Raw genomic sequence first — 22,658 nt, 5'->3', positions numbered from 1 at the left:
TTTGGCTCACTCAAAGACGAACTTGTCCTTCGTATACGCGCACTGCCGGGCCGGTCATCATCACCGGTTGGCCAGGGCCCGCCCATTCGATGGACAGGCGCCCGCCGGGCAGGTCGATCAACAATGGCGAATCCATCCACCCCTGACTGATCGCAGCGACTGCAGCGGCACAGGCGCCGGTACCGCAGGCCTGGGTTTCCCCGGCGCCGCGTTCCCAGACGCGCAATTGTGCACGATGGCGGTCGATGACTTGCAGAAAACCGACGTTCACCCGTGCGGGGAAGCGCGGATGATGCTCGATTTTCGGCCCCAGCTCATGCACCGGGGCACTGTTGATATCGGCCACTCGCAGCACGGCGTGGGGGTTGCCCATGGAGATCGCCGCCAGTTCCACCGGGGTGCCGTCGACGTCCACCTGATAGCTCAACGCTTGGGCCGGTGCCTGGAAGGGGATGTCTGCTGGCACCAGGCGCGGAGCGCCCATGTTGACGCCGATCTGGCCGTCGCTGCGCACATCCAGCTCGATGATGCCGCTCTTGGTCTCGACGCGGATATGTCGCTTGGCGGTCAGGCGCTTGTCCAGCACGAAGCGGGCGAAGCAGCGCGCGCCGTTGCCGCATTGTTCCACTTCCGAGCCGTCGGCATTGAAGATCCGATAACGGAAATCCACGTCCGGGTTGTTGGGCGCCTCGACGATCAGCAACTGGTCGAAACCGATGCCGGTGTGCCGGTCACCCCATTGCTTGGCATGCTTGGGCAGGATGTGCGCGTGCTGGCTGACCAGGTCGAGGACCATGAAGTCATTGCCCAGGCCGTGCATCTTGGTAAAACGCAGCAGCATGGTTTTACTCCGGCAGCAGGCTTTCGCCGGCAAACAACTCGGCTACCGTCTCGCGGCGACGCACTTCGAATGCCTGATCACCGTCCACCAGCACCTCGGCGCAGCGGCCGCGGGTGTTGTAGTTGGAACTCATGACAAACCCGTAGGCACCGGCCGAATGCACGGCCAGCAGATCGCCTTCTTCCAGTGCCAGCTCCCGGCCCTTGGCCAGGAAGTCGCCGGTTTCGCAGATCGGCCCGACGATGTCATAGCTGCGGGTCGCGGTGTCGCGAGGGCGCACGGCGGTGACGTCCATCCAGGCCTGGTACAGCGCTGGGCGGATCAGGTCGTTCATCGCCGCATCGACGATGGCGAAATCCTTGTGCTCGGTGTGCTTGAGGTACTCGACCTGGGTCAGCAGCACGCCGGCGTTGGCCACGATGTAGCGGCCCGGTTCGAACATCAGCGCCAGGTCACGGCCTTCCAGACGCTCGCGCACGGCCTTGATGTAGTCGGCCACCAGTGGCGGCTCTTCATCGCGATAGCGCACGCCGACACCGCCGCCCAGGTCGATGTGACGCAGGTAGATGCCGCAATCGCCGAGGCGGTCGACCAGCGCCAGCAGGCGGTCGAGGGCGTCGATGAACGGTTCCAGGGTGGTCAGTTGCGAACCGATGTGGCAATCGACGCCCAGTACTTCCAGATTCGGCAGTTGAGCGGCGCGCACGTACACGTCTTCGGCGTCGGCGATGGCGATACCGAACTTGTTTTCCTTGAGACCGGTGGAAATGTACGGGTGGGTGCCAGCATCGACGTCCGGGTTCACGCGCAGGGAGACCGGTGCGCGAACACCCAGCTCGGCGGCGACGATTTGCAGGCGCTCGAGCTCATCGGTGGATTCGATGTTAAAGCAGTGCACGCCCACTTCCAGGGCGCGGCGCATGTCTTCGCGGGTCTTGCCGACACCGGAGAACACGATCTTGTCGGCGCTACCGCCAGCGGCCAGCACACGCTCGAGCTCGCCACCGGAGACGATGTCGAAACCGGCACCCAGGCGCGCCAGGACATTGAGCACGCCCAGGTTGGAGTTGGCCTTGACGGCGAAACACACCAGGTGCGGCATGCCGTCGAGGGCATCGGCGAACGTCCGGTACTGGGCCTCGATGTGGGCACGGGAATAGACGTAGGTCGGCGTGCCGAAACGTTCGGCGATCGCGGACAGGGCAACCCCTTCCGCGAACAGCTCCCCGCCACGGTAGTTAAAAGCGTCCATGGCGTTCCCTTAGTAAGTGGTGTGGGTGTCGTGCGCGTGGGATTTGGCTTGCGACGACTTGGCCTGCTCTTCAGGGGACTTGCTGTCATCAGGCAGGTACAGCGGACCTTTTTGACCACAGGCTGTCACGAGGCAGGCAACCGCGACGAGCGCAGCAAGGGAAGAGATCAGGCGCTTCATGGCGAAATCCTTGAAAATGCTTTAATTGCGCCGGAGTATACCGGCCACCCGGCAGCTTGCCTATGCAACGGGCCGCCCGTCCGGCGGCACTGTGGTCGCTGATCGGTATATCCTTTGCATTCGCCGGGCGGCGTCCGTATCTTGCGGCGCTTGAGCATGAGCAGACATTTTCGAGGTTGCCGCAATGAGTTTGACTGAAGCCCGTTTCCACGACCTGGTCGATGCGACCCAGCAAACGCTGGAGGATGTGTTCGATGACAGTGGCCTGGACATTGACCTGGAAATCTCCGCCGGTGTACTCACCGTCAAGTTCGAAAACGGCAGCCAATTGATCTTCAGTCGCCAGGAGCCGTTGCGGCAGTTGTGGCTGGCGGCGGTGTCCGGTGGCTTCCATTTCGACTACGACGAGGAAAGCGAGCGCTGGATGTGCGACAAGAGCGAAGAACAATTGGGCGAGATGCTCGAGCGCATCGTCGATCAGCAGGCTGGCGTGAAACTCGATTTCGAAGGCCTGTGACGGCGTGAGCCAGACAGCCCAGGCGCGCCCAGCCAAGCCGCTCTACAGTAATGTCAGCCCCGCGGTGTCTTCGCCGTGTACCGGCGTGTGCAAGCTGGATGAACAGAAGTTCTGCCTCGGTTGTTTGCGCCACGTGGAACATATCCGCGAATGGCGCTCGGCCGACGACGAGCGGCGGCGGGTGATCTGTGCCGAGGCGGCTAAACGCAAATCCCTGGTGTGATCATTGTGGCGAGGGACGGGAAGTGTCGCATCGCCCCGCTGTGTGGGAGCAAGGCTTGCCCGCGATGGAGGCGACGCGGTCTTTCAGAAGTCGAGGCGCCTGTTTCGCGAGCAAGCTTTGCTCCCACACTCCCCTCGCCACAGTAACTCTGCCCCCTCATGACAATGGGCAGATCCTGCCTGACTTGTTTATTTATTGAGCTGTGATAGTGTCCGGCTACGCCTCAACCCATCGAGGCTCGTGAAAACCCCGTCTTTTTGTGGCGGGGTTTTGCTTTTTTTGTGCAGAAGAAAGGAGTCTGCCTGGATCATGACCGCACCTTCCATCACCCTTACCCGCCTGGACGTACAGCGTCTGGAACGCCTGATCGACAGTCTTGATGAAACGCTGCCGGGCGTGATTGCGTTGCAAGCTGAACTGGATCGCGCCGAGAACGTGGTGGGCCACGAAGAAGTACCTGCCGATGTCGTGACCATGAACTCGCGTGTGCACTGTCGCGAAGAAAGCAACGGCAAGGATTATCACCTGACCTTGGTCTATCCACAGGACGCCAATGCCGACGAAGGCCGGATCTCGATCCTGGCACCGGTGGGCAGTGCATTGCTGGGCCTGAAGGTCGGCCAGCACATCGACTGGCCGGCTCCGGGTGGCAAGACGCTGAAGCTGACGTTGCTGGAGGTCGAGTACCAGCCTGAAGCCGGCGGTGATTTCCACCTCTGAGTGCCGGTGCTTCAGACCAAGGCCAGCGCCTCGTTCAGCGCGCGTTCCAGGTCGGCCTTGTAGCGCAGGTACAAATTGCTTGAGCAGGACCCGTCGCCCACCAGGCCCGAGAGGTCCAGGTCGGTGATGTAGCAGCGATAGCGCTGGGCTTCGCGGCGCTGTTCAACGATCTCCCTGGCGACCACGCGGAACAGTTGGTCGCCATGTTCCAGTTCGGAAAACTCCTGCTGATCGCAGTACAGAGTGACATGCACCTGCCCGTGCGCCGCTTTGCCGATGATCGCCTGGACGTCATAGAACGGCTTGTTGACCGGTGTCTGGGGCGCTTGCCGCGCTTCGATCCGCCGCGCCCGGCCGTTGCCTGAGGGCAGTAACTGGTAATACAGGGTTTCCAGGGTCAGCGGTTGGGCGGCGTCCAGCGGCAGCAGGGCGTCGCGACGGTACAGCACCGATTGCAAGAAACGCTGCAAAGGCACCAGCAGGCTTTGTTCGTCGTGATAAGGCACATGTTGCTGCCACAGCGCGTTGAATTCATCGAGCACGTACAGATCGGCTTCGTCCTCGCTGACGCGATAGAACACCTGGATGCACTCGGGCTGCCCCATGGGCAGGATCAGCGCCAGGTCATGGTCTTCCAGGGCCATCGGGTCCAGTTGCAAGGGGCTGTAGGCCGTCAGTTCCTCGCCCAGGTAATCCATCAGCGCCGACAAGCTGCCCAGTGCCACGTGATTGACCTGGCCGGGCACCAGCTCCAGCACGTGATAGTGCTGCTGGACCTGAAGCAGGTAGCGGTGATTGAGCCTGCTCAACAGCAGGGTCTGCGCCGTTTCGATGACTTCTTCGACGCGCCGGGCAATGAATTGGGCGCGGTTGTGGCAGAAGCAGCGCACCTGCAAGCGTGGCTGGCGCTGGGTGACGGGCAGGTCGTTGAGGTAATCGCGCAGGCAGTCGAGCAGGGCGTGTTCGCCGTCGAAACGGTTGACCAGCACCTCATTCCAACTGTTGAGCGTGACCTGGTCGAGGGTCAGCACCAGGTTCTCGCGGACCCCGGCATAGCTCAGGGAGTCGGTGCGCTCGGTAGTCATCAGGATATTCAGGTCGCGGTGGTGCTTGAGCGGATCGACGCCGACGTTCACCAGGATCAGCACTTCGCTGGGCACGCTGGCGCGCAGCAGTTGTGCTTCGTCCACCGTGGTCAGGGGCAGGGCGATGGTCTGTTGCAGGCTGCCCAGCAGGTTGAATAGTTCGAACTCGCTCAGGTCGCTGTCGCCGGGGTGCAGCGCCAGGCGTGTGCTGCTGTCGATCACGCCGTTGCGATGGCACCAGGTCAGCAGTTCCAGCAACTCGCGGCAGCGCTTGATCGGCGCGAAGTTCTCCCACTCCAGGGCGTTGAGGCTGCCGTTGTACAAGCCCCACTGGTTCTGCCCCGGTTCTTTCTTGTTCGGCGACTGCACCAGTGTCAGGGTATCTTCGGCCAAGTCCGGCGCAATGCCGGGGTTGATGAACTCGACCTTGTCGGCCTTGCGCTCGAAGGCGGCATACAACCGCCGGCCAAGCACATTGAGATCGCGCTTGTTGATCAGGCTGACGGTTTTTTCGGTACGGGCGAACTGGGTCAAGAAGCGGTAGCTGTGGGTGAGTTCGTTGACCAGTGCCCGCCGCTCGTGGCTGACCTGACGGACTTTCCATTGGCTGCGGCTGTCCAGCAGCGCCAGTTGCCGTTGGTCCCAGCCCCATTCCCGGGCCAGTCGTTCGAGCAGTACCCGCTGCCAGCCGCTGCTGCGCGCCTGGCCGGTGAGCTTGCGATTGACCTTCAGGTACAGCGCGCGGCGGATCAACTCCAGGCGTTCGGGTTCGCCACGGGCATTGAGGTATTCCTCGATGCGACGGTAAACCAGCATGTACGGGTCCAGCTCCTCCAGGTCCAGGCGATTGGCAAACACGGCTTGCTTGAAGCGCAGGCTCAGGCAGCGCACGTTCGGGTGTTCGCTGGCATAGACCTCGGTCAGCAGCAGCTTGAGCACGGACTTGTAGGGCGACTCGATACCTTTGAAGAGCTGCCAGAGCCCGGCACCGACGAATTCACCCGGCGGAATGTAGGCCAGGTGCCCCAAGTCCAATGTTTCATCCGCGCGAATGAAACGCTTGGACATCAGCGTATGGGTGTACTGCTCGTAATTCTCTTCTTCATAGACCGGCACCAGCCACCAGATCGGCGTGCGCCCGGCCAGCCAGATCGCGGTGCGGTAGAACTCGTCCAGCAGCAGGTAATGCTGGGTGGTGCCGCAATCGTCGGAGCTGAGCTGGTTGTCCCGCTCGCCCCGCACGAAGCGCGCCGGGTCGATCAGGAAAAAGTGGGCTTCGGCGCCCTGGGTCGCGGCCCAGATCTCCAGCAACTGACATTTCTTGCGCAGCTCGGCCAGTTCATCGTCGCTCAGGTCCGGCCCGTGGCACACCCACACGTCCATGTCGCTCTGGTCGGCCTGGGCCAGGGTGCCGAGGCTGCCCATCAGGAACAGGCCAAGGATCGGTCGCGGTGGATTGCTGCCGTGCCGGGGCTTGTAGGAAAACGAGCGGGTCAGCCGCTGGGCTTCGGCAAGGACATTGGCGTCAGGCTCGTAGTTCGACAGCCCGGCAGGGGTACTGCCGGAAACGTAGCCGGGCAGCAGCGGGTGGTTGACGTGAAAAAACAGCGGCAGCAACGTCAACACGCCTTGCTGGCGCGGCGACAGGCCTTCGAGGGCGCGCTCCATCCGCACGGTGTTGAGCTTGAGGAAACGTGCGCGCAACTGGCTCAAGACCTTGCGGTCGATTCCCTCGTCCAGATCGGGGCGTATTTCGTGATTGCGGGTCATGTCTGCTCAAACCGGCTCGCGGCGTCGAACGTGGGGTGATGGCAGGTTAGCGCCCGGTCTTGGGAATACTTAAGCTGAAAACAGGATTTTGATGCCGGTTTTTTACGCCGGGCGCCAGTGCGCCTGCGGAAATCCCGTAGAGGAGATTTCCGTGGGCGGCAGGGGGATCAGGCGGCTTCTTGTTGAACGCTGAGTATCGTCAGGACGGTTTGGACATTTTGGGCGGCGTCCCGTCCCAGGCTGGTCAGGTAACCACCGTCGGGCTGGGTGATCAGGTCTTTCTCGTACAAGCGTTGGGCAGCGGCAATCGCTTTAGGGGCAGCGGTCTGATGAATTTTCAGGCCTTCCTGGGAACTGTCCAGGTTGAAGAGTGCAAGGATTTCCAGTTCGGCAACCAACTCAGGGGTAAGCGACATAAGGACTCCAGACTTTCTAGGAATTTGGTCGACAGCGTTACTAAGGTGAGCGCACTCGGCCGAGCTGTCCAGTCTTAGAGGCATGCTTTTTTTGTTTTGGGTGAGGGGGGCCAGTGTTCTGTCAGGCAAATACATCCGTGGCGAGGGGATTTATCCCCGCTGGACTGCGCAGCAGGCCCAAAATCGTAATGCGGCCAATTTTTTAGGGCCGCTTCGCGCCCCAGCGGGGATAAATCCCCTCGCCACAGGGTGTGTTTGCCTGTCGTTCAGTTCTTTTCCGGCGGCAACTCAGGCAAGGCGCGCAAGGCGGCTTCGTACCACTCGGTATTAAACGCACGATCCTCTTCCAGGATCGCATCGATCTCCACCGCCAGCACATGGGCCATCAGGTTGAGGATGTCTTCGCGCTCATAACCCACCAGGGTCAACTTATTGAAAGTGGCCTTGGCCGCTGGCGGGTTTTCACTTTCGATCTGGTTTTCGATGGCCTGGATCAGCGTGTTCTCGACGAATTCTTCTTCGTCGCTGTCGATGTCGGTTGGCTCGCTCATGGCCGGCTCCTGTAAGAAAGGCCGCCAGTTTACCTGCATTCAGCGGCGTGATGCGCCTGGCAAGAAATGCCCCGGCGGTCTATAACGCAAGGCTGCCAACCCCGCACGGCCTGGAGGCTTTGTAATGCTCAAGCTTTATGGTTTCTCTGTCAGTAACTACTACAACATGGTCAAGCTGGCGCTGTTGGAGAAGGGCGTGCCCTTCGAAGAAGTGCAGTTCTACGGTAGCCAGACCCCTGAAGCCCTGGCCATCAGCCCCCGCGGCAAGGTGCCAGTGCTGAAGACCGAGCAGGGCTTTATCAACGAGACCAGCGTCATCCTCGAATACATCGAGCAAACCCAACCGGGTAAGGCCCTGCTGCCAGCCGACCCGTTCGAGCGCGCCCAGGTATTGGCCTTGTGCCGGGAAATCGAGTTGTACATCGAGCTGCCGGGACGAGCCTGTTATGGCGAGGCGTTTTTCGGCATGTCGGTCGCCGACGCCATCAAGGAAAAGTCCAGGGCCGAATTGCTGCTGGGGTTCGCCTCGCTCGGCCGCCACGGCAAATTCTCGCCTTATGTGGCAGGGGATAGTCTGAGCATTGCCGATCTGTATTTCTTCTACAGTCTTTCGCTGGCCCTGCAGGTGGGCAAGAAACTCTTCGATATCGATTTGCTCGCGGACATGCCGGCGGCCAAGGCACTGATGGAGCGTTTGGAGCGGAACCCGAACGTGCAGCGGATCGCTGCGGATAGAGAGGCAGCGATGCCGGATTTTTTGGCGAAGATCGCTGCCAAGAAGTGAGTTTTGTGCTGTTTTGAAGTGAGTTATCGCGAGCAGGCTCGCTCCCACATTTGATCTCCATGTTCACAAATCATGTGTTCACTGAAGTTCCACTGTGGGAGCGAGCCTGCTCGCGATGCTTTTGGCTTTTAGCGGCTGGCGAGCAACGCCTGGCCGCGTACCACCGCTGCCTTGACCTGCGCCGGCGCGGTGCCACCGATGTGGTCACGGGCATTGACCGAGCCTTCGAGGGTCAGCACGGCAAACACGTCCTGTTCGATCTGGTCACTGAACTTGCGCAGCTCGTCCAGGCTCATTTCCGCCAGGTCTTTGCCACTGTCCACGCCGTACTTCACGGCATGACCAACGATTTCGTGGCAGTCGCGGAACGGCAGGCCACGGCGCACCAGGTAATCGGCCAGGTCCGTGGCGGTGGAGAAGCCGCGCAGAGCCGCTTCGCGCATCACCGCGTGCTTGGGCTTGATGGCCGGGATCATGTCGGCGAAGGCGCGCAGCGAGTCGCGCAAGGTGTCGGCGGCGTCGAACAGCGGTTCCTTGTCTTCCTGGTTGTCCTTGTTGTAGGCCAGCGGCTGGCCTTTCATCAGGGTCAGCAGGCCCATCAGCGCACCGAACACCCGGCCACTCTTGCCACGCACCAGCTCTGGCACGTCGGGGTTTTTCTTTTGCGGCATGATCGAGCTGCCGGTGCAGAAGCGGTCGGGCAGGTCAATGAACTGGAATTGCGCACTGGTCCACAGCACCAGCTCTTCGGAGAAGCGCGACAGGTGCATCATCGCGATGCTCGCGGCGGCACAGAATTCGATGGCGAAATCGCGGTCCGAGACGTTATCCAGCGAGTTGCCGCCGACGGCGTCGAAGCCCAGCAACTGCGCGGTGTATTCACGATCGATCGGGTATGTGGTGCCGGCCAGCGCGGCGCTGCCCAGGGGCATGCGGTTGGTGCGCTTGCGGCAGTCCACCAGGCGCTCGTAGTCGCGGCTGAGCATTTCGAACCAGGCCAGCATGTGATGCCCAAACGTTACAGGTTGGGCGGTCTGCAGGTGCGTGAAGCCCGGCATGATGCTCTCGGCCTCGCGCTCGGCTTGCTCCAGCAGGCCTTTTTGCAGGCGGGTGATTTCGGCCAGGATAAGGTCGATCTCGTCGCGCAGCCACAGGCGGATGTCGGTGGCGACCTGGTCGTTGCGGCTGCGGCCGGTGTGCAGTTTCTTGCCCGTCACGCCGATGCGGTCGGTCAGGCGCGCTTCGATGTTCATGTGCACGTCTTCAAGGTCGACGCGCCAGTCGAACTGGCCGGCCTCGATTTCCGCCTGGATGGTCTTCAGGCCGTCGATGATGCTGTCGCGCTCGGCATCGGTCAGCACGCCGACCTTGGCCAGCATGGTGGCGTGGGCGATCGAACCCATGATGTCGTGGCGATACAGGCGCTGGTCAAAGTTGACGGAGGCGGTGAAGCGGGCGACGAAGGCGTCGACGGGTTCACTGAAGCGGCCGCCCCAGGACTGATTGGTCTTGTCAGTGCTCATGAATTCGCTCGTGATCGGCTGTGGAGAAATTAGCGGTTAAAGGCTGCGGCGGATGATAGCAGGGTTGCCGGGACTGGCGCTGGCACTGGTCGGCAGGTTTTTCGATAGAACCCTGGGATCCAACAGGGGTTTGGCACAACGATATTTTTCGATTGAGCAATATCGTCGTGGCAACCGTCTACAGTGGACTGTAGGACTTTTGCTTTTCCATCCATGGCGCAGCGGGCGATAGATTAAGAAGGGGGGCTCATATTGGTCAGATCGACAGTTAACAATCCCTACGGCGACGCCGTGCGACAACGGGCCTCGGGCATCGGTCGTCAAGCGCTGGTAAAGATAGGCAACCGCCTCGCGGCACTTTTTGGCCCTCGAGCGAGTCTTAGCGTGGATCGCGGTGACGGATGTCACTTCCCCTGTCTACGCTATCCTTGTGCGAGACTCACGCAGGAATCCAGCGCAATATGAATGTCCTGATCGTTGATGACGAACCACTGGCCCGCGAGCGCCTGAGCCGAATGGTTGGCGAGCTCGAGGGTTACAGTGTCCTGGAGCCGAGCGCCACCAATGGCGAAGAGGCATTGGCCCTTATTGACAGCCACAAGCCGGATATCGTGCTGCTCGACATTCGCATGCCTGGCCTGGACGGCCTGCAGGTCGCGGCGAAGTTGTGCGAACGAGAGTCGCCGCCCGCCGTGGTGTTCTGTACCACCCGGGACGATTTTCCGCCCGAGGTGCTGCAAGCCGGTGCCGTGGGGTACCTGGTCAAGCCGGTGGCGTCCGAGGCGTTGCTCGAGGCCTTGCGCAAGGCCGAGCGGCCCAACCGCGTGCAACTGGCGGCGCTGACCCGTCCCGCCGCCGAAAGCGGCAGCGGCCCGCGCAGCCATATCAGTGCGCGCACCCGCAAAGGCATCGAGCTGATCCCGTTGAACCAGGTCGTCTACTTCATTGCCGACCATAAATACGTGACCTTGCGCCATGAGAGTGGCGAGGTGTTGCTGGATGAGCCACTCAAGGCCCTCGAAGACGAGTTCGGCGAGCGTTTCGTACGCATCCACCGCAACGCCCTCGTGGCCCGCGAGCGTATCGAGCGTTTGCAACGCACCCCCCTTGGGCACTTCCAGCTGTTCCTCAAGGGCCTCAATGGCGATGCGCTGATTGTCAGCCGGCGGCACGTGGCCGGGGTTCGCAAGATGATGCAGCAGCTTTAGCGCGGCGGTCCAAGGCGTTCAACGCGTTTCATTTCCAGGATTTGGCGGCCAGGGAGGCCTTGGGGTCGTGATTCAAATCAAAGCGGTTTTGACTGAGCTGTTATTATCTGCCGTATCTTTTAAGTACGGATTGATCCATGTCCCCTCGCGAGATCCGCATCGCCACCCGTAAAAGCGCCTTGGCCCTGTGGCAGGCCGAATACGTCAAAGCCCGCCTGGAAACGGCCCATCCCGGCCTGATCGTGACCCTGGTGCCCATGGTCAGTCGCGGTGACAAGCTGCTGGACTCGCCGCTGTCGAAGATCGGTGGCAAGGGCCTGTTCGTCAAAGAGCTGGAAACCGCGTTGCTGGACAACGAAGCCGACATCGCCGTGCACTCGATGAAGGACGTGCCCATGGACTTCCCCGAAGGCCTGGGCCTTTTTTGCATCTGCGAACGGGAAGACCCCCGCGATGCGTTCGTCTCCAACACGTTTTCCAGCCTTGAAGCGCTGCCTGCCGGAAGTGTGGTCGGCACTTCCAGCCTGCGTCGCCAGGCACAGTTGCTGACTCGCCGTCCGGACCTGCAAATCCGTTTCCTGCGCGGTAACGTCAACACGCGCCTGGCCAAGCTCGATGCCGGTGAGTACGACGCGATCATCCTCGCCGCCGCCGGCCTGATTCGCCTGGGCTTTGAAGATCGCATCACCTCGGCCATCAGCGTCGATGACAGTCTGCCGGCCGGTGGACAAGGGGCGGTGGGCATCGAGTGCCGCAGCGCCGACAGCGAAATCCACGCCCTGCTGGCACCGCTGCACCATGCAGACACCGCCACGCGAGTGTTCGCCGAGCGCGCCCTCAACAAACATCTCAATGGCGGTTGCCAGGTGCCGATCGCCTGTTACGCCGTGCTGGAAGGCGAACAAGTCTGGTTGCGCGGCCTGGTAGGAGATCCCAACGGTGGCCGGCTGCTCAGCGCCGAAGCCCGGGCGCCGCGCCACGATGCCGAGGCGTTGGGCGTGCGGGTGGCGCAAGACCTGCTGGGCCAGGGCGCAGGCGACATCCTCAAGGCGGTCTACGGCGAGGCCGGCCACACGTGACGGGCTGGCGGCTGCTGCTCACCCGGCCGGCGGACGAGTCGTCGGCGCTGGCGGCTGTCCTGGCCGAAGCGGGAGTCTACAGCAGCAGCCTGCCCTTGCTGGATATCGAGCCGGTCCCGCTGTCCGAGGCCGGGCGAGCGATACTCCAGGCGCTGGACCAATACTGTGCCGTGATCGTGGTCAGCAAACCTGCCGCACGCCTGTGCGTCGAGCTGCTGCGCCAGTACTGGCCCCAGCCTCCAGACCAACCATGGTTCAGTGTGGGCGCCGCCACCGGACAGATCCTCATCGATGCCGGCCTCACGGTTTTTTATCCCGATAACGGCGACGACAGCGAAGCCTTGCTGGAGCACTTGGTCTTGCGCCAGGCTATTGCGCGGCCTGAACCCAAGGTTTTGATTGTGCGGGGCGAAGGCGGGCGTGGCTTGCTGGCAGAGCGTTTGCGCGAGCAAGGTGCTAGTGTCGATTATCTGGAGTTGTACCGCCGCCACTTGCCCAATTACGGCGAAGGGGCGTTGCCGGCGAAAGTTGAAGCGGAACGCTTGAACGCACTGGTGGTCAGCAGTGGGCAGGGCTTCGAGCATCTGCAGCGGCTGGCCGGCGATGCGTGGCCGGCCCTGGCGCGGTTACCGTTGTTTGTTCCAAGCCCAAGGGTTGCCGAGATGGCGCGTGCCGCCGGGGCCCGAACAGTTGTGGATTGCCGTGGCGCCAATGCCGCGGCTTTGCTGGCGGCGCTACGGGAACACTCCGTGCCGTTTTCTAATGCAAAGGATGGATACGTGAGCGAAACAGCCTTGCCAAAAGAAGATCTAGACCAGCCAGCGATCGATGCGCCGGTTGAAACCCCGCCCCCGCCCCCGATGGCGCCGCGGCGCGGCAACGGACTGGCCATTGTTGCCTTGCTGCTCGGGGCCGCCGGCGTAGCCGTAGGCGGTTGGGGCGTGTGGCAGGTGCGTCACCTGCAAACCAATAACCAGCAGCAGTCCGCCCAGGTCCAGGCGCTGAACGATCAGGCCCAGACCCTCAAGCTCAACGAGCAACGCTTGAGCGAGCGTCTGGCGCAATTGCCCCCGGCCGAAGAGCTGGAGGAGCGGCGGCGCCTGGTGGCCCAGTTGCAAGGTGACCAGCAGCGCCTGAACCAGCGCCTGGAAACCGTGCTCGGTGCCAGCCGCAAGGATTGGCGCCTGGCCGAGGCCGAGCACCTGTTGCGCCTGGCCAGCCTGCGTCTTTCGGCCCTGCAAGACATCAACAGTGCCCAGGCGCTGGTCCAGGGTGCTGACGAAATCCTGCGCGAGCAGAACGACCCCGGTTCGTTCGCCGCCCGCGAGCAACTGGCCAAGACCCTCGCCGCGTTGCGCAGTACCGAACAACCGGATCGCACCGGCCTGTTCCTGCAACTGGGTGCTCTGCGCGACCAGGTGCTGCAACTGACCGAGCTGGCCCCCGAGTACAAGGACCGTGGTGAATCCCTGCTGGGCCTGACCGCCGATGGCGATGGCGCCAGTCGTTGGGCGCAGTGGTGGGACCAGATCTCGCGCTATATCCGTATCGACTTCAACGCGGATGAGAATGTTCGTCCGCTGCTGGCCGGGCAAAGCCTTGTGCAAGTGCGCCTGGCCTTGAGCCTGGCGCTGGAGCAGGCACAATGGGCCGCCCTCAATGGTCAGGCGCCGGTATACACCCAGGCGCTGACCGAGGCACGGGACGTGTTGAAGAACATCTTCAACCAGGACAACCCGCAAAGCAAAATCATGCTTGAACGCGTAGGTGAACTGTCCAAGCAACCGGTGACGGTGGTCACCCCGGACCTGACAGGCACGCTGAGCAGCGTCCAGGCTTACCTCGAGCGTCGCAACCTCAATGCCCAGGAATCGGTCAAGCCGCTGCCCGCGCCTGGCGCGCAGGAGGCCACGCCATGAAGCGTCTCTACGTGATTCTGTTCGTGGTCATCGCTGCCGCTGCTTTGCTGGGCGTGGCGATTGCCGAGCATTCGGGTTACGTGCTGGTGGCGTACAAGAACTTCCGTTATGAAGCGGGCCTGTGGGTCACCCTGGCCTTGGTGGCAGTGCTCTGGCTGGTGTGGCGAGGCCTGAGGGCGTTGATCGGCCTGGTGACCACGTCCAGTGGCGTGGTCAACCCGTGGTCGCGGCGCAACCGCAGCCGGCGGGTGCAAGTGGCGATCGAGCACGGTCAGTTGGATCTGGCCGAAGGTCGCTGGGCCAGTGCTCAGCGACACCTGCATCGCGCCGCCGAAGCCGAGCGCCAGCCGCTGCTGTATTACCTCGGTGCCGCCCGCGCGGCCAACGAACAAGGTCTTTACGAACAGAGCGACAGTTTGCTGGAGCGCGCCCTGGAGCGTCAGCCTCAGGCGGAACTGGCCATTGCCCTGACGCACGCGCAACTGCAGACCGATCGCGGTGACACGGACGGCGCCTTGAGCACACTGCAGGCCATGCACGAGCGCCATCCCCATAACGTCCAGGCCCTGCGCCAACTGCAACGCCTGCATCAGCAGCGCGGCGATTGGTCGGCGGTGATCCGGCTGTTACCGGAGTTGCGCAAGGACAAGGTCCTGCCGCCGGCTGAATTGGCTGAACTGGAACGTCGCGCCTGGGGCGAAAACCTCACCCTGGCAGCCCACCGCGAGGAGGACGGCAGCGTCGGTTTGCAGTCGCTCAATCGCGCCTGGCAACAACTGACCTCGGCCCAGCGCCAGGAGCCGGCGCTGGTGCTGGCCTATGCCGAGCAACTGCGCCAGTTGGGCGCGCAGGTCGAGGCCGAAGAGGTGCTGCGAGGTGCGCTCAAGCGTCACTATGACAGCCATCTGGCGCGCCTGTACGGGTTGGTTCGTGGCAGTGATCCGAGCCGCCAGTTGCAAGCGGCCGAAGGTTGGCTCAAGGACCATCCGGCCGATCCAAGCCTGCTGCTGACCCTGGGGCGCCTATGCCTGCAAAACAGCTTGTGGGGCAAGGCGCGGGATTACCTGGAAAACAGTTTGCGCGTACAACGTAATCCCGAAGCCTGTGCCGAACTGGCGCGGTTACTGGCGCAACTGGGGGACGCCGAGCGCAGCAATCAGTTGTTCCAGGAGGGGTTGGGGCTGTTGGATGAGCGTCTGTTGGCCGCACCGTTGCCGGTTCCGATCCCGGCTAAGGTCATGTCCACTTGAGATGAGACATTGCGGTGCCCCCATGGCTGGAAGCAAAGCCTGCTCGCGAAACCGGTGCCTCGGTTTCTGAAAGACTGTGTCGTCTTCATCGCGGGCAAGCCTTGCTCCCATAGGTGATATCTGTTTGTTTCTGGGGCTTTGGCCATGCCTTCAGCAAAGTCCTACAGCTGGGTGCGCTGAATCCTCTTCGACCTGTCGGGAATTCCCTACATCCCTGGTGAAGTGTCTGCGCGGGCCTGCCTTGAAAGGCCCGAGGGCTTTCCTCTACCGTAACTACTTGTCTCTTCTGTTACGGAACCGCCATGTCTTTGGCCAGCTCACGCTTCTTGTTTCTCATGGCTTCCATCGCCGCGGCCCTGGCTTTGGGCATCGCCACTTATCTGGAGTATTCGGTCGGCCTGATGCCTTGCAGCCTGTGTGTCTTGCAGCGGTTGTGCCTGATGCTGTTCCTGGCGAACAACCTCGTGGCATGCGTACACGGTCCAGGGCAACGAGGCAGTCTCCTGTATGGGGCGGCGGGGTTGGTTTTTGTGGTGGTGGGGATGACCCTGGCATGGCGCCAGGTTCTGATACAGAGCCGTTCGTTCGAACCGTTGCCCGACTGTATTGCCCAGCTCAAGCCGACGGATTCCTGGTGGTGCGCGTTGCACCGCGTCCTTGATGGCGCTGTCGATTGCGCCAATATCACCTGGACGCTGTTTGACCTGAGCATCCCCGAATGGAGCCTGTTGTTTTTCCTCGCGGTATCCAGCGCGATGACCTATCTGCTGCTGCGCCTTGTCTGGAGTGCTCTGGTACGACCGCTTCGCGGCGATACGTCGCAGTTGGTCCGGGCCCTGGATTAAACACTTGTATGAACTTTATCTCCTGCGTACCTTGAAGCCATTGTCGTGCGGGCATAATCTGGCCCGCACGTGTTATTGGAATTGTGCCGCTCGATCATGTTGTGTCTGGCTTGTCCCTGATCATCAGGCGTGCACAGGCTGCGAGTGGCATGACTCACAAGGGAAGAAATCACCATGCTCGAAAGTTGTCAGAATGCGCAGGAACGCTGGGGTGGAGTGCATCTGCTGATCGATCGCTGGTTGCAGGAGCGCCACGAATTGGTTCGGGCCTATGATGCCCTCGGCGATAAGCCTGAAGCGCTGAGCGAAAGCCGCAAACCCTTGCAGGAGTTCTGCGGTGTGCTGGTCGACTATGTGTCTGCCGGTCATTTCGAGATCTACGAACAACTGACGGGCGAGGCCAAGGCTTTCAACGACAAGCGTGGCCTGGAGCTCGCCGAGCAGATCTACCCGCGCATCGATGTCATCACCGAAAAGCTGCTGGCGTTCAACGACCTGTGCGATGAAGGCAAGTGCGTCGCGGAAAAATTCAAGGAGCTGGGCGGCTTGCTGCACGAACGTTTCGAGTTGGAAGACTGCCTGATCGAAGTGCTGCACAACGCCCACAAGGAAGAAGCTGCGGTCCAGGCCTGAGAGGGTTTCGCGGTCATGAAAAAACGGTGCGCATTGCGCGCCGTTTTTCGTTGGGCCAGGGTCAGATGGTCGCGCCCAGCAACTCGATTTCAAACACCAGTGGCGTGAACGGCGGGATCACATCTCCTGCCCCTTCGGCGCCATAGGCCAAGGACGAAGGGATCACCAAGCGCCATTTCGCACCTACCGGCATTTGCGGCAGTGCAGTGCGCCAGCCGTCAATCACGCTGTCGAGGTTGAACCACTGCGCCTGGCGGTTGGAGTCGAATACGGTGCCGTCCGGCAATCGACCGGTGTAAAGCACCTGGACTTTGCCGTGAGGGCCGGCCTTCGCGCCGTGGCCTGGCTTGATTTCGGTCAACAGAATGCCGTCGGCGAGTTGCTGGACACCGGGTCGGTTCTTTTCTTCGTTGAGAAATTTCTGCTCCGTTTTCAGCGCGGCTTCAATCTGCGGCGTGGTCGATGGTGCATTCAATTGCGCCTGGTGCTCGGCCAGGATCTGTTCGATGCGTTCATCTTCCAGGGCCAGCGGCTTGCCCAGGTAGGCCTGTTGCAAACCCTCGACCAAGGCTTTGATCTGCAGGTCCGGCACGTCCTGGCGCAGGCGTTCACCGAGGCTGGCGCCCAGGCTATAAGCCAGATCGTGAGCATCGTTTGCGCTGGTTTTTTCAACGGCCTGGACCGTGGAGCAAACCATGCACAGGAATAAAAACAGGTGACGCGACATGTGTGCTCTCCGGCCTCGAATCGAGGAATTATGCCAGTGCCGATCTCTATAAAGGTGGATTGCCTGGACGCTGACGCAGAAGATTTTTCGTCTCTTGCAACGCAACGTCTTATGTAGTGTCAACATGCCCTAGCGGCGGTTGTAGCAGAGGTCTAGTATGAGCCGCACTTACGTCAGTCAGGAGGTAAACCATGTCGGCCACCAAGAAGCCTGTAAACACTCCGTTGCACTTGCTCCAACAACTCTCGGGCAGCTTGCTCGAACATTTGGAAAATGCCTGCTCCCAAGCTCTGGCTGATGCTGAGAAACTGCTCGCCAAGCTGGAAAAACAACGCGGCAAAGCGCAGGAAAAACTGCACAAGTCGCGCACCAAACTGCAAGACGCAGCCACCGCTGGCAAGGCCAAGGCGCAAGCCAAGGCCAAAGATGTCGTGAAAGAACTCGAAGACCTGCTTGATGCCTTGAAGGATCGTCAGTCCGAAACCCGTGCCTACATTCTGCAACTCAAACGCGATGCCCAGGAAAGCCTGAAACTGGCCCAGGGTGTCGGTCGTGTGCAAGAAGCCGCAGGCAAGGCGCTGACACTTCGTGCTGCCAAGCCTGCCGCTGTATCGGCCAAGAAGCCGGTGGCTAAACCCGTTGCGGCAAAAGCACCGGCCAAAGTCGCTGCCAAGCCTGCCGCCAAGGCACCGGCCAAAGCTGCCAGCAAGCCTGCCGCCAAACCCGTCGCTGCCAGTGCTGCAAAACCTGCGGCCAAAAAACCAGTCGTCAAGGCGGCTGCCAAGCCTGCCGCAAAAACCGCGGCCGCTAAACCTGCTGCCGCTAAACCTGCTGCCGCCAAGCCCGCTGTAAAAGCTGCTGCTAAACCTGTTGCTAAACCTGCGGCAAAAGCTGTAGCCAAACCTGTCGCTAAAACCGCCGCCGCCAAACCTGCCGCGACGAAAACCGCTGCCGCTAAACCCGCTGCAAAAGCGGCTGTGAAATCCACTGCCAAACCTGCCGCCGCCAAGCCAGCTGCCAAGCCTGCGGCAACCAAAACGGCTGCTGCCAAGCCTGCTGCGAAAACGGCTGCCAAGCCAGTCGCTGCCAAAGCCCCCGCCAAAGTGGCGGCCAAACCGGCTGCTGCTAAAGCGCCTGCCAAACCAGCTGCCGCGAAGCCGACCGCTGCCAAACCTGCCGCCAAACCTACCGTGAAAAAACCAGCCGCTGCAAAACCCTCGACTGCACCAGCAGCCAAGCCAGCGACGCCGGCTCCGACTGCGGCACCTGCTCCAACCGCCAGCACTCCGGCCGCGGCGCCCAGCCCATCCGCCGCCGTTGCGCCGAGCACCAGCAGCACCCCAACCAGCGCTTCCTAAGTGCCGGACACCGCGACGCGCAGCTGATGCAGCGCGTCGCGGCTCGCTGGTCCGGCATTCGCCGCCAGCCCTTGCAGCCATTGCGCTGAATCGTTCTGTTGTGCTCCAGGCCAATCCTTGGCCAGCGCTTCCAATCGTTCCAGCAATTGCCGTTCGGCTGCCAACTCCAGTTGCTTGACCTGTTCGCGCAGGTCATTGAGTGCCGTGTCCTGGAGGGCGCCGGTTTTCCATTGGCTGCGAAGCGTGCGCAGGGGCCGCACCACCTCGGCATCCCACGGTTCGGCCAATTGTCGAAGCTGGCGCAGCCTTTGCTCATTGCAGGCCACGCCGCGCTGCGCCAGCCACAGGCCGCAAAGCAGCAGGCAGACGTTGGCGCCGGCGTCCTGCGACGCCAGGCAGGCAGGCTCTACGCCAGGCTTGGCATAGAGGTCGAGGGAAAAACTCCACAGGTCAGGGGACATCGTGCTACTCGCGCCAGTTGCGAGCGAAGCTGGTAGACTCCGCCGCCATTATGATCCGACTTCAGAACCTGACTTTACAGCGTGGCCCGCAACGTCTGCTAGAAGACGCCGAGCTGACCCTGCACGCCGGCCACAAAGCCGGCCTCATCGGCGCCAACGGCGCCGGCAAATCGAGCCTGTTCGCCTTGCTGCGCGGCGAGTTGCACCCAGACTCGGGAGATTGCCTGCTGCCGGCCGATTGGCGTATCGCCCACATGCGCCAGGAGGTCGACACCCTCGAGCGCCTGGCAGTGGACTACGTGCTCGATGGCGACTTGCGCCTGCGCCAGGTGCAACGTGACCTGGCTGCCGCCGAAACGGCCCACGACGGTGCCGCACAGGCCCGCCTGCACGCGGAACTCGACAGTGCCGACGGCTACACCGCCGATGCCCGCGCGCGCAAATTGCTCGCCGGCCTGGGCTTTACCAATGAGCAGATGGATCGCCAGGTCGGGGATTTCTCCGGTGGCTGGCGGATGCGCCTGAACCTGGCGCAGGCCTTGATGTGCCCTTCGGATCTGCTGTTGCTCGATGAGCCGACCAACCACTTGGACCTCGACGCCATCATCTGGCTCGAAGACTGGCTCAAGAGCTACCCTGGCACGCTGCTGCTGATTTCCCACGACCGTGACTTCCTCGACGCCGTGGTCGATCACGTCGCCCATGTCGATCAGCGCAAGCTGACCTTGTACCGCGGTGGCTACAGCGCCTTCGAGCGCGCTCGTGCCGAACGCCTGGCCCAGCAACAGCAGGCCTACGAGAAGCAACAGGCACAGCGTGCGCACATGGAAAGCTACATCGCCCGCTTCAAGGCCCAGGCCACCAAGGCCCGCCAGGCCCAGAGCCGGATCAAGGCGCTGGAGCGGATGGAAGAGCTGTCTGCGGCCCATGTCGATTCGCCGTTCGATTTTGTCTTTCGCGAATCGACCAAGATCTCCAGCCCGTTGATCGACCTGTCCGACGCGCGCCTGGGCTATGGCGACAAGACCGTGCTGGAGAAGGTCAAGCTGCAACTGACCCCGGGTGCGCGGATCGGTCTGCTGGGCCCCAACGGTGCCGGTAAGTCGACCCTGATCAAAAACCTTTCCGGCGAACTCGAGCCGCTGGCCGGGCGCCTGACCCGTGGCGAGAACACTGTGGTCGGCTACTTCGCCCAGCATCAGCTTGACTCCCTGGATTCCAAGGCCAGCCCACTGCTGCACTTACAACGCCTGGCGCCCACCGAGCGTGAGCAGACCCTGCGTGACTTCCTCGGCGGTTTCGACTTCCGCGGCGCACGTATCGACGAGCCGGTGCTGAATTTCTCTGGCGGCGAAAAGGCGCGCCTGGCGCTGGCGTTGATCGCCTGGGGTCGGCCGAACCTGTTGCTGCTCGACGAACCGACCAACCACCTGGACCTGGAGATGCGCCTGGCCCTGACCATGGCCTTGCAGGAGTTCAGTGGGGCGGTGCTGGTGGTGTCCCACGATCGGCATTTGCTCAAGAGCACCACGGATAATTTCTTCCTGGTGGCCGACGGCAAGGTCGAGGAGTTCGACGGCGATCTGGAGGACTACGCCCGTTGGCTGGTGGAGTACCGCCAGCGCAACGCGCCGGTCAGCAGCACACCGGTCAACCCGGACAAGACCGACAAGAAAGCCCAGCGCCAGGCCGCCGCCGCATTGCGCCAGCAACTGGCGCCGCACAAGCGCGAGGCCGACAAGCTCGAAACCGAGTTGGGCAAGCTGCATGAAAAACTGCAAAAGATCGAAACCAGCCTCGGCGATAGCGGTCTTTACGAGGCGGCGCGCAAGGATGAATTGCGTGACCTGCTGGCGGAGCAAGCCAAGCTGAAGGTTCGGGAAGCGGAGCTCGAGGAGGCGTGGATGCAAGCGCTGGAACTGCTGGAAAACCTGCAAGCGGAGCTGGAGGCGTTGTCCTGATGGAAGCGTTGGCGTTGCCTGTACCTGTCATGTGGATCGAGCCGATCTGGCTCGGTGTGCAAATCCTGCTGATTCTGCTGGCCGGTTATGTCGCGCAGCGTGTCGTGGCGCGGGCCCTTACAGGCCTGGGTGAGCGTTACCCATTTCCGCCGCAGTTGGTGATCATCCTGCGAGGTGTGCTGCGCTGGTTGATCATGGGTAGCGCAGTGCTGGTGGTGCTCGAACGCCTGGGCGTCTCGGCGACGGTACTGTGGACTGCATTGTCGGGTTTTGTCGCGGTGGCAGCGGTGGCGTTCTTCGCCATCTGGAGCGTGTTGTCGAACCTGTTCTGCGCCGTGTTGATCTACACCGTCGGACCGTTTCGCCTGGGCGATGTGGTCGAGCTGGTGGACACCACCGACAAACCCGGCATCAAGGGACGCGTGGTGGCGATCAACCTGCTCTACACCACGCTGATCGAAGCCGAGGAGCTCGGCACCGGCAGCGCCATGGTGCAAGTACCCAACAGCTTGTTCTTCCAGCGCTCGGTGCGCCGCTGGCGTGGCAGCGAGGCGTTTCCGGTCGGCGGCTTCGTCGAGTAATCCGGCCTTGGCCCGATGGGTTGTCCTTGCAAAAAAGCGGTAGTCAAGCGCGCGGCGGCGCATTAGCTTAGTCGTTTTCGACGAGTCTGAGCCGAGGTGTGCGATGGTGCTGGAAACATGGCTGGCGTTTTTCGCCGCATGCTGGGTGATCAGTCTTTCCCCGGGCGCCGGTGCCATTGCATCGATGTCCAGTGGCTTGCGCTACGGTTTTTGGCGTGGCTACTGGAATGCCCTGGGCCTGCAACTGGGCCTGGCATTGCAAATCGTGATCGTCGCCGCCGGTGTTGGCGCGATCCTCACTGCGTCCGCCACCGCGTTCTATGCGATCAAGTGGTTCGGCGTGGCCTATCTGGTTTACCTGGGTATCAAGCAGTGGCGCGCCATCCCCGGCGATATCAGCGATGAGGCCGTTGTGCGGCCGATCGGCAATCCTCTGGCGCTGGTGTTTCGAGGCTTCCTGGTCAACATCAGCAACCCCAAGGCCCTGGTGTTCATGCTGGCGGTGCTGCCGCAGTTCATCGATCCCCATGCCCCCTTGCTCAAGCAATACCTGATCCTGGGCGTGACCATGATTTGCGTCGACCTCATCGTCATGGCCGGATACACCGGGCTGGCGTCCAAAGTCCTGCGTCTGTTGCGCACACCCAAGCAGCAACGGCGGATGAACCGCGTCTTCGCTGGCCTGTTCATCGGTGCGGCGGGTTTTTTGGCGACGATTCGCAGGGCTGCGGTTTAACACCGAACGAAACCTGTGGCGAGGGGATAAATCCCCTC

At 61.9% G+C, this 22,658-nt stretch carries 23 protein-coding genes and 2 pseudogenes; 16 read left to right on the top strand and 9 right to left on the bottom strand.

Features of this window, described 5'->3' with window-relative positions; translation table 11 throughout:
* Positions 1-10: 10 nt before the first annotated feature.
* From dapF to PSH86_RS29500, 3 genes are read right to left on the bottom strand one after another with little or no spacing between them, the layout of a single operon-like run.
* On the bottom strand, positions 11-841 hold the full coding sequence (dapF, locus tag PSH86_RS29510) for a diaminopimelate epimerase (RefSeq protein ID WP_109752658.1): 831 nt from the start codon (positions 839-841) through the stop codon (positions 11-13).
* 4 nt (positions 842-845) lie between these two features.
* Entirely contained in the window at positions 846-2,093 is a 1,248-nt protein-coding gene (gene lysA / locus PSH86_RS29505; protein ID WP_109752657.1) for a diaminopimelate decarboxylase, read from the bottom strand.
* A gap of 9 nt (positions 2,094-2,102) precedes the next feature.
* Positions 2,103-2,273: a lipoprotein gene (locus PSH86_RS29500; protein ID WP_109752655.1), complete on the bottom strand. Its 171-nt coding sequence runs from the start codon at positions 2,271-2,273 to the stop codon at positions 2,103-2,105.
* Between the two features lie 184 nt (positions 2,274-2,457).
* Between PSH86_RS29500 and cyaY the strand changes: the two genes are divergently transcribed.
* The 3 genes from cyaY to rnk all read left to right on the top strand — a co-directional run bounded on the left by cyaY (position 2,458) and on the right by rnk (position 3,733).
* Positions 2,458-2,790, top strand: coding sequence for an iron donor protein CyaY (gene cyaY, locus PSH86_RS29495; protein ID WP_109752653.1), 333 nt, complete (start codon positions 2,458-2,460; stop codon positions 2,788-2,790).
* 4 nt (positions 2,791-2,794) lie between these two features.
* A complete protein-coding gene (locus PSH86_RS29490) occupies positions 2,795-3,013 on the top strand; it encodes a DUF1289 domain-containing protein (protein WP_305486743.1) in 219 nt (72 codons plus the stop codon).
* 309 nt (positions 3,014-3,322) lie between these two features.
* Positions 3,323-3,733 carry a nucleoside diphosphate kinase regulator gene (gene rnk, locus PSH86_RS29485; RefSeq protein ID WP_109752647.1) on the top strand — a complete coding sequence of 137 codons (411 nt, stop codon included), beginning with the start codon at positions 3,323-3,325 and terminating at the stop codon, positions 3,731-3,733.
* 11 nt (positions 3,734-3,744) lie between these two features.
* Here the strand turns inward: rnk and PSH86_RS29480 are convergent, their stop codons facing one another.
* The 3 genes from PSH86_RS29480 to PSH86_RS29470 all read right to left on the bottom strand — a co-directional run bounded on the left by PSH86_RS29480 (position 3,745) and on the right by PSH86_RS29470 (position 7,555).
* Positions 3,745-6,588, bottom strand: coding sequence for a class I adenylate cyclase (locus tag PSH86_RS29480; RefSeq protein WP_116833732.1), 2,844 nt, complete (start codon positions 6,586-6,588; stop codon positions 3,745-3,747).
* Positions 6,589-6,755: 167 nt separating this feature from the next.
* Positions 6,756-7,004: a TIGR02647 family protein gene (locus PSH86_RS29475; RefSeq protein WP_060740096.1), complete on the bottom strand. Its 249-nt coding sequence runs from the start codon at positions 7,002-7,004 to the stop codon at positions 6,756-6,758.
* Positions 7,005-7,270: 266 nt separating this feature from the next.
* A complete protein-coding gene (locus PSH86_RS29470) occupies positions 7,271-7,555 on the bottom strand; it encodes a hypothetical protein (RefSeq protein ID WP_109752643.1) in 285 nt (94 codons plus the stop codon).
* Between the two features lie 124 nt (positions 7,556-7,679).
* Between PSH86_RS29470 and PSH86_RS29465 the strand changes: the two genes are divergently transcribed.
* Positions 7,680-8,339, top strand: a complete 660-nt coding sequence (locus PSH86_RS29465; protein WP_109752641.1) for a glutathione S-transferase family protein — start codon at positions 7,680-7,682, stop codon at positions 8,337-8,339.
* Between the two features lie 128 nt (positions 8,340-8,467).
* Here PSH86_RS29465 and argH read toward each other — a convergent pair whose 3' ends face one another.
* On the bottom strand, positions 8,468-9,862 hold the full coding sequence (gene argH / locus PSH86_RS29460; RefSeq protein ID WP_109752639.1) for an argininosuccinate lyase: 1,395 nt from the start codon (positions 9,860-9,862) through the stop codon (positions 8,468-8,470).
* Between the two features lie 315 nt (positions 9,863-10,177).
* On the opposite strand from argH, the pseudogene PSH86_RS29455 reads away from it, so the two are divergent.
* The 8 genes and pseudogenes from PSH86_RS29455 to PSH86_RS29420 form a co-directional block, all read left to right on the top strand.
* Positions 10,178-10,327: pseudogene (locus PSH86_RS29455) on the top strand (sensor histidine kinase); the annotation flags it as partial.
* Positions 10,324-11,070: a LytTR family DNA-binding domain-containing protein gene (locus PSH86_RS29450; protein ID WP_109752637.1), complete on the top strand. Its 747-nt coding sequence runs from the start codon at positions 10,324-10,326 to the stop codon at positions 11,068-11,070. The pseudogene PSH86_RS29455 and the gene PSH86_RS29450, both read left to right, overlap by 4 nt.
* Before the next feature lie 137 nt (positions 11,071-11,207).
* Positions 11,208-12,149, top strand: a complete 942-nt coding sequence (gene hemC, locus PSH86_RS29445) for a hydroxymethylbilane synthase (RefSeq protein WP_109752635.1) — start codon at positions 11,208-11,210, stop codon at positions 12,147-12,149.
* Positions 12,146-12,844: pseudogene (locus tag PSH86_RS29440) on the top strand (uroporphyrinogen-III synthase); the annotation flags it as partial. The gene hemC and the pseudogene PSH86_RS29440, both read left to right, overlap by 4 nt.
* Positions 12,845-12,928: 84 nt before the next feature.
* On the top strand, positions 12,929-14,068 hold the full coding sequence (locus PSH86_RS29435) for a uroporphyrinogen-III C-methyltransferase (protein WP_305490395.1): 1,140 nt from the start codon (positions 12,929-12,931) through the stop codon (positions 14,066-14,068).
* Positions 14,065-15,318, top strand: coding sequence for a heme biosynthesis protein HemY (locus PSH86_RS29430; RefSeq protein ID WP_109752631.1), 1,254 nt, complete (start codon positions 14,065-14,067; stop codon positions 15,316-15,318). Before PSH86_RS29435 ends, PSH86_RS29430 begins: the two co-directional genes overlap by 4 nt.
* Before the next feature lie 302 nt (positions 15,319-15,620).
* Complete coding sequence (locus PSH86_RS29425) at positions 15,621-16,163, top strand: disulfide bond formation protein B (RefSeq protein WP_305486733.1); 543 nt, start codon at positions 15,621-15,623, stop codon at positions 16,161-16,163.
* A gap of 174 nt (positions 16,164-16,337) precedes the next feature.
* Entirely contained in the window at positions 16,338-16,796 is a 459-nt protein-coding gene (locus PSH86_RS29420) for an Rsd/AlgQ family anti-sigma factor (RefSeq protein WP_003206770.1), read from the top strand.
* A gap of 61 nt (positions 16,797-16,857) precedes the next feature.
* Here the strand turns inward: PSH86_RS29420 and PSH86_RS29415 are convergent, their stop codons facing one another.
* The gene (locus PSH86_RS29415) at positions 16,858-17,523 is read right to left on the bottom strand and encodes an FKBP-type peptidyl-prolyl cis-trans isomerase (RefSeq protein WP_109752626.1); all 666 of its coding nucleotides are present in this window, start codon (positions 17,521-17,523) and stop codon (positions 16,858-16,860) included.
* A 191-nt stretch (positions 17,524-17,714) separates the two neighbouring features.
* Here PSH86_RS29415 and PSH86_RS29410 point away from each other — a divergent pair, with 191 nt between their 5' ends.
* A complete protein-coding gene (locus PSH86_RS29410; protein ID WP_305486728.1) occupies positions 17,715-18,881 on the top strand; it encodes an AlgP family protein in 1,167 nt (388 codons plus the stop codon).
* Here PSH86_RS29410 and PSH86_RS29405 read toward each other — a convergent pair.
* Positions 18,878-19,342 carry a TIGR02444 family protein gene (locus PSH86_RS29405; RefSeq protein WP_109752624.1) on the bottom strand — a complete coding sequence of 155 codons (465 nt, stop codon included), beginning with the start codon at positions 19,340-19,342 and terminating at the stop codon, positions 18,878-18,880. The two genes, PSH86_RS29410 and PSH86_RS29405, sit on opposite strands and share 4 nt — an antisense overlap.
* A 50-nt stretch (positions 19,343-19,392) precedes the next feature.
* Here PSH86_RS29405 and PSH86_RS29400 point away from each other — a divergent pair, with 50 nt between their 5' ends.
* From PSH86_RS29400 to rhtB, 3 genes are all read left to right on the top strand, one after another.
* The gene (locus tag PSH86_RS29400) at positions 19,393-21,303 is read left to right on the top strand and encodes an ATP-binding cassette domain-containing protein (RefSeq protein WP_109752623.1); all 1,911 of its coding nucleotides are present in this window, start codon (positions 19,393-19,395) and stop codon (positions 21,301-21,303) included.
* Positions 21,303-21,884, top strand: coding sequence for a mechanosensitive ion channel family protein (locus PSH86_RS29395; RefSeq protein ID WP_109752622.1), 582 nt, complete (start codon positions 21,303-21,305; stop codon positions 21,882-21,884). The genes PSH86_RS29400 and PSH86_RS29395 overlap by 1 nt, the downstream gene beginning before the upstream one ends.
* A gap of 103 nt (positions 21,885-21,987) precedes the next feature.
* Positions 21,988-22,620: a homoserine/homoserine lactone efflux protein gene (rhtB, locus tag PSH86_RS29390; RefSeq protein ID WP_109752621.1), complete on the top strand. Its 633-nt coding sequence runs from the start codon at positions 21,988-21,990 to the stop codon at positions 22,618-22,620.
* Positions 22,621-22,658: the final 38 nt, after the last annotated feature.

The organism is Pseudomonas sp. FP2300 (assembly GCF_030687595.1).
Lineage (GTDB): Bacteria > Pseudomonadota > Gammaproteobacteria > Pseudomonadales > Pseudomonadaceae > Aquipseudomonas > Aquipseudomonas bijieensis.
Note: the sequence above shows the minus strand (reverse complement) of the source record. Positions and strands in the feature narration are given on the sequence as shown.

Coding starts and splice junctions, on each gene's coding strand:
- cyaY (WP_109752653.1), top strand. CDS start 2,458: ATGAGTTTGACTGAAGCCCGTTTCCACGACCTGGTCGATGCGACCCAG.
- PSH86_RS29410 (WP_305486728.1), top strand. CDS start 17,715: ATGTCGGCCACCAAGAAGCCTGTAAACACTCCGTTGCACTTGCTCCAA.
- PSH86_RS29450 (WP_109752637.1), top strand. CDS start 10,324: ATGAATGTCCTGATCGTTGATGACGAACCACTGGCCCGCGAGCGCCTG.
- lysA (WP_109752657.1), bottom strand. CDS start 2,093: ATGGACGCTTTTAACTACCGTGGCGGGGAGCTGTTCGCGGAAGGGGTT.
- PSH86_RS29475 (WP_060740096.1), bottom strand. CDS start 7,004: ATGTCGCTTACCCCTGAGTTGGTTGCCGAACTGGAAATCCTTGCACTC.
- rhtB (WP_109752621.1), top strand. CDS start 21,988: ATGGTGCTGGAAACATGGCTGGCGTTTTTCGCCGCATGCTGGGTGATC.
- PSH86_RS29395 (WP_109752622.1), top strand. CDS start 21,303: ATGGAAGCGTTGGCGTTGCCTGTACCTGTCATGTGGATCGAGCCGATC.
- hemC (WP_109752635.1), top strand. CDS start 11,208: ATGTCCCCTCGCGAGATCCGCATCGCCACCCGTAAAAGCGCCTTGGCC.
- PSH86_RS29415 (WP_109752626.1), bottom strand. CDS start 17,523: ATGTCGCGTCACCTGTTTTTATTCCTGTGCATGGTTTGCTCCACGGTC.
- PSH86_RS29400 (WP_109752623.1), top strand. CDS start 19,393: ATGATCCGACTTCAGAACCTGACTTTACAGCGTGGCCCGCAACGTCTG.
- PSH86_RS29420 (WP_003206770.1), top strand. CDS start 16,338: ATGCTCGAAAGTTGTCAGAATGCGCAGGAACGCTGGGGTGGAGTGCAT.
- PSH86_RS29465 (WP_109752641.1), top strand. CDS start 7,680: ATGCTCAAGCTTTATGGTTTCTCTGTCAGTAACTACTACAACATGGTC.
- PSH86_RS29480 (WP_116833732.1), bottom strand. CDS start 6,588: ATGACCCGCAATCACGAAATACGCCCCGATCTGGACGAGGGAATCGAC.
- PSH86_RS29405 (WP_109752624.1), bottom strand. CDS start 19,342: ATGTCCCCTGACCTGTGGAGTTTTTCCCTCGACCTCTATGCCAAGCCT.
- PSH86_RS29470 (WP_109752643.1), bottom strand. CDS start 7,555: ATGAGCGAGCCAACCGACATCGACAGCGACGAAGAAGAATTCGTCGAG.
- dapF (WP_109752658.1), bottom strand. CDS start 841: ATGCTGCTGCGTTTTACCAAGATGCACGGCCTGGGCAATGACTTCATG.
- rnk (WP_109752647.1), top strand. CDS start 3,323: ATGACCGCACCTTCCATCACCCTTACCCGCCTGGACGTACAGCGTCTG.
- PSH86_RS29430 (WP_109752631.1), top strand. CDS start 14,065: ATGAAGCGTCTCTACGTGATTCTGTTCGTGGTCATCGCTGCCGCTGCT.
- argH (WP_109752639.1), bottom strand. CDS start 9,862: ATGAGCACTGACAAGACCAATCAGTCCTGGGGCGGCCGCTTCAGTGAA.
- PSH86_RS29500 (WP_109752655.1), bottom strand. CDS start 2,273: ATGAAGCGCCTGATCTCTTCCCTTGCTGCGCTCGTCGCGGTTGCCTGC.
- PSH86_RS29425 (WP_305486733.1), top strand. CDS start 15,621: ATGTCTTTGGCCAGCTCACGCTTCTTGTTTCTCATGGCTTCCATCGCC.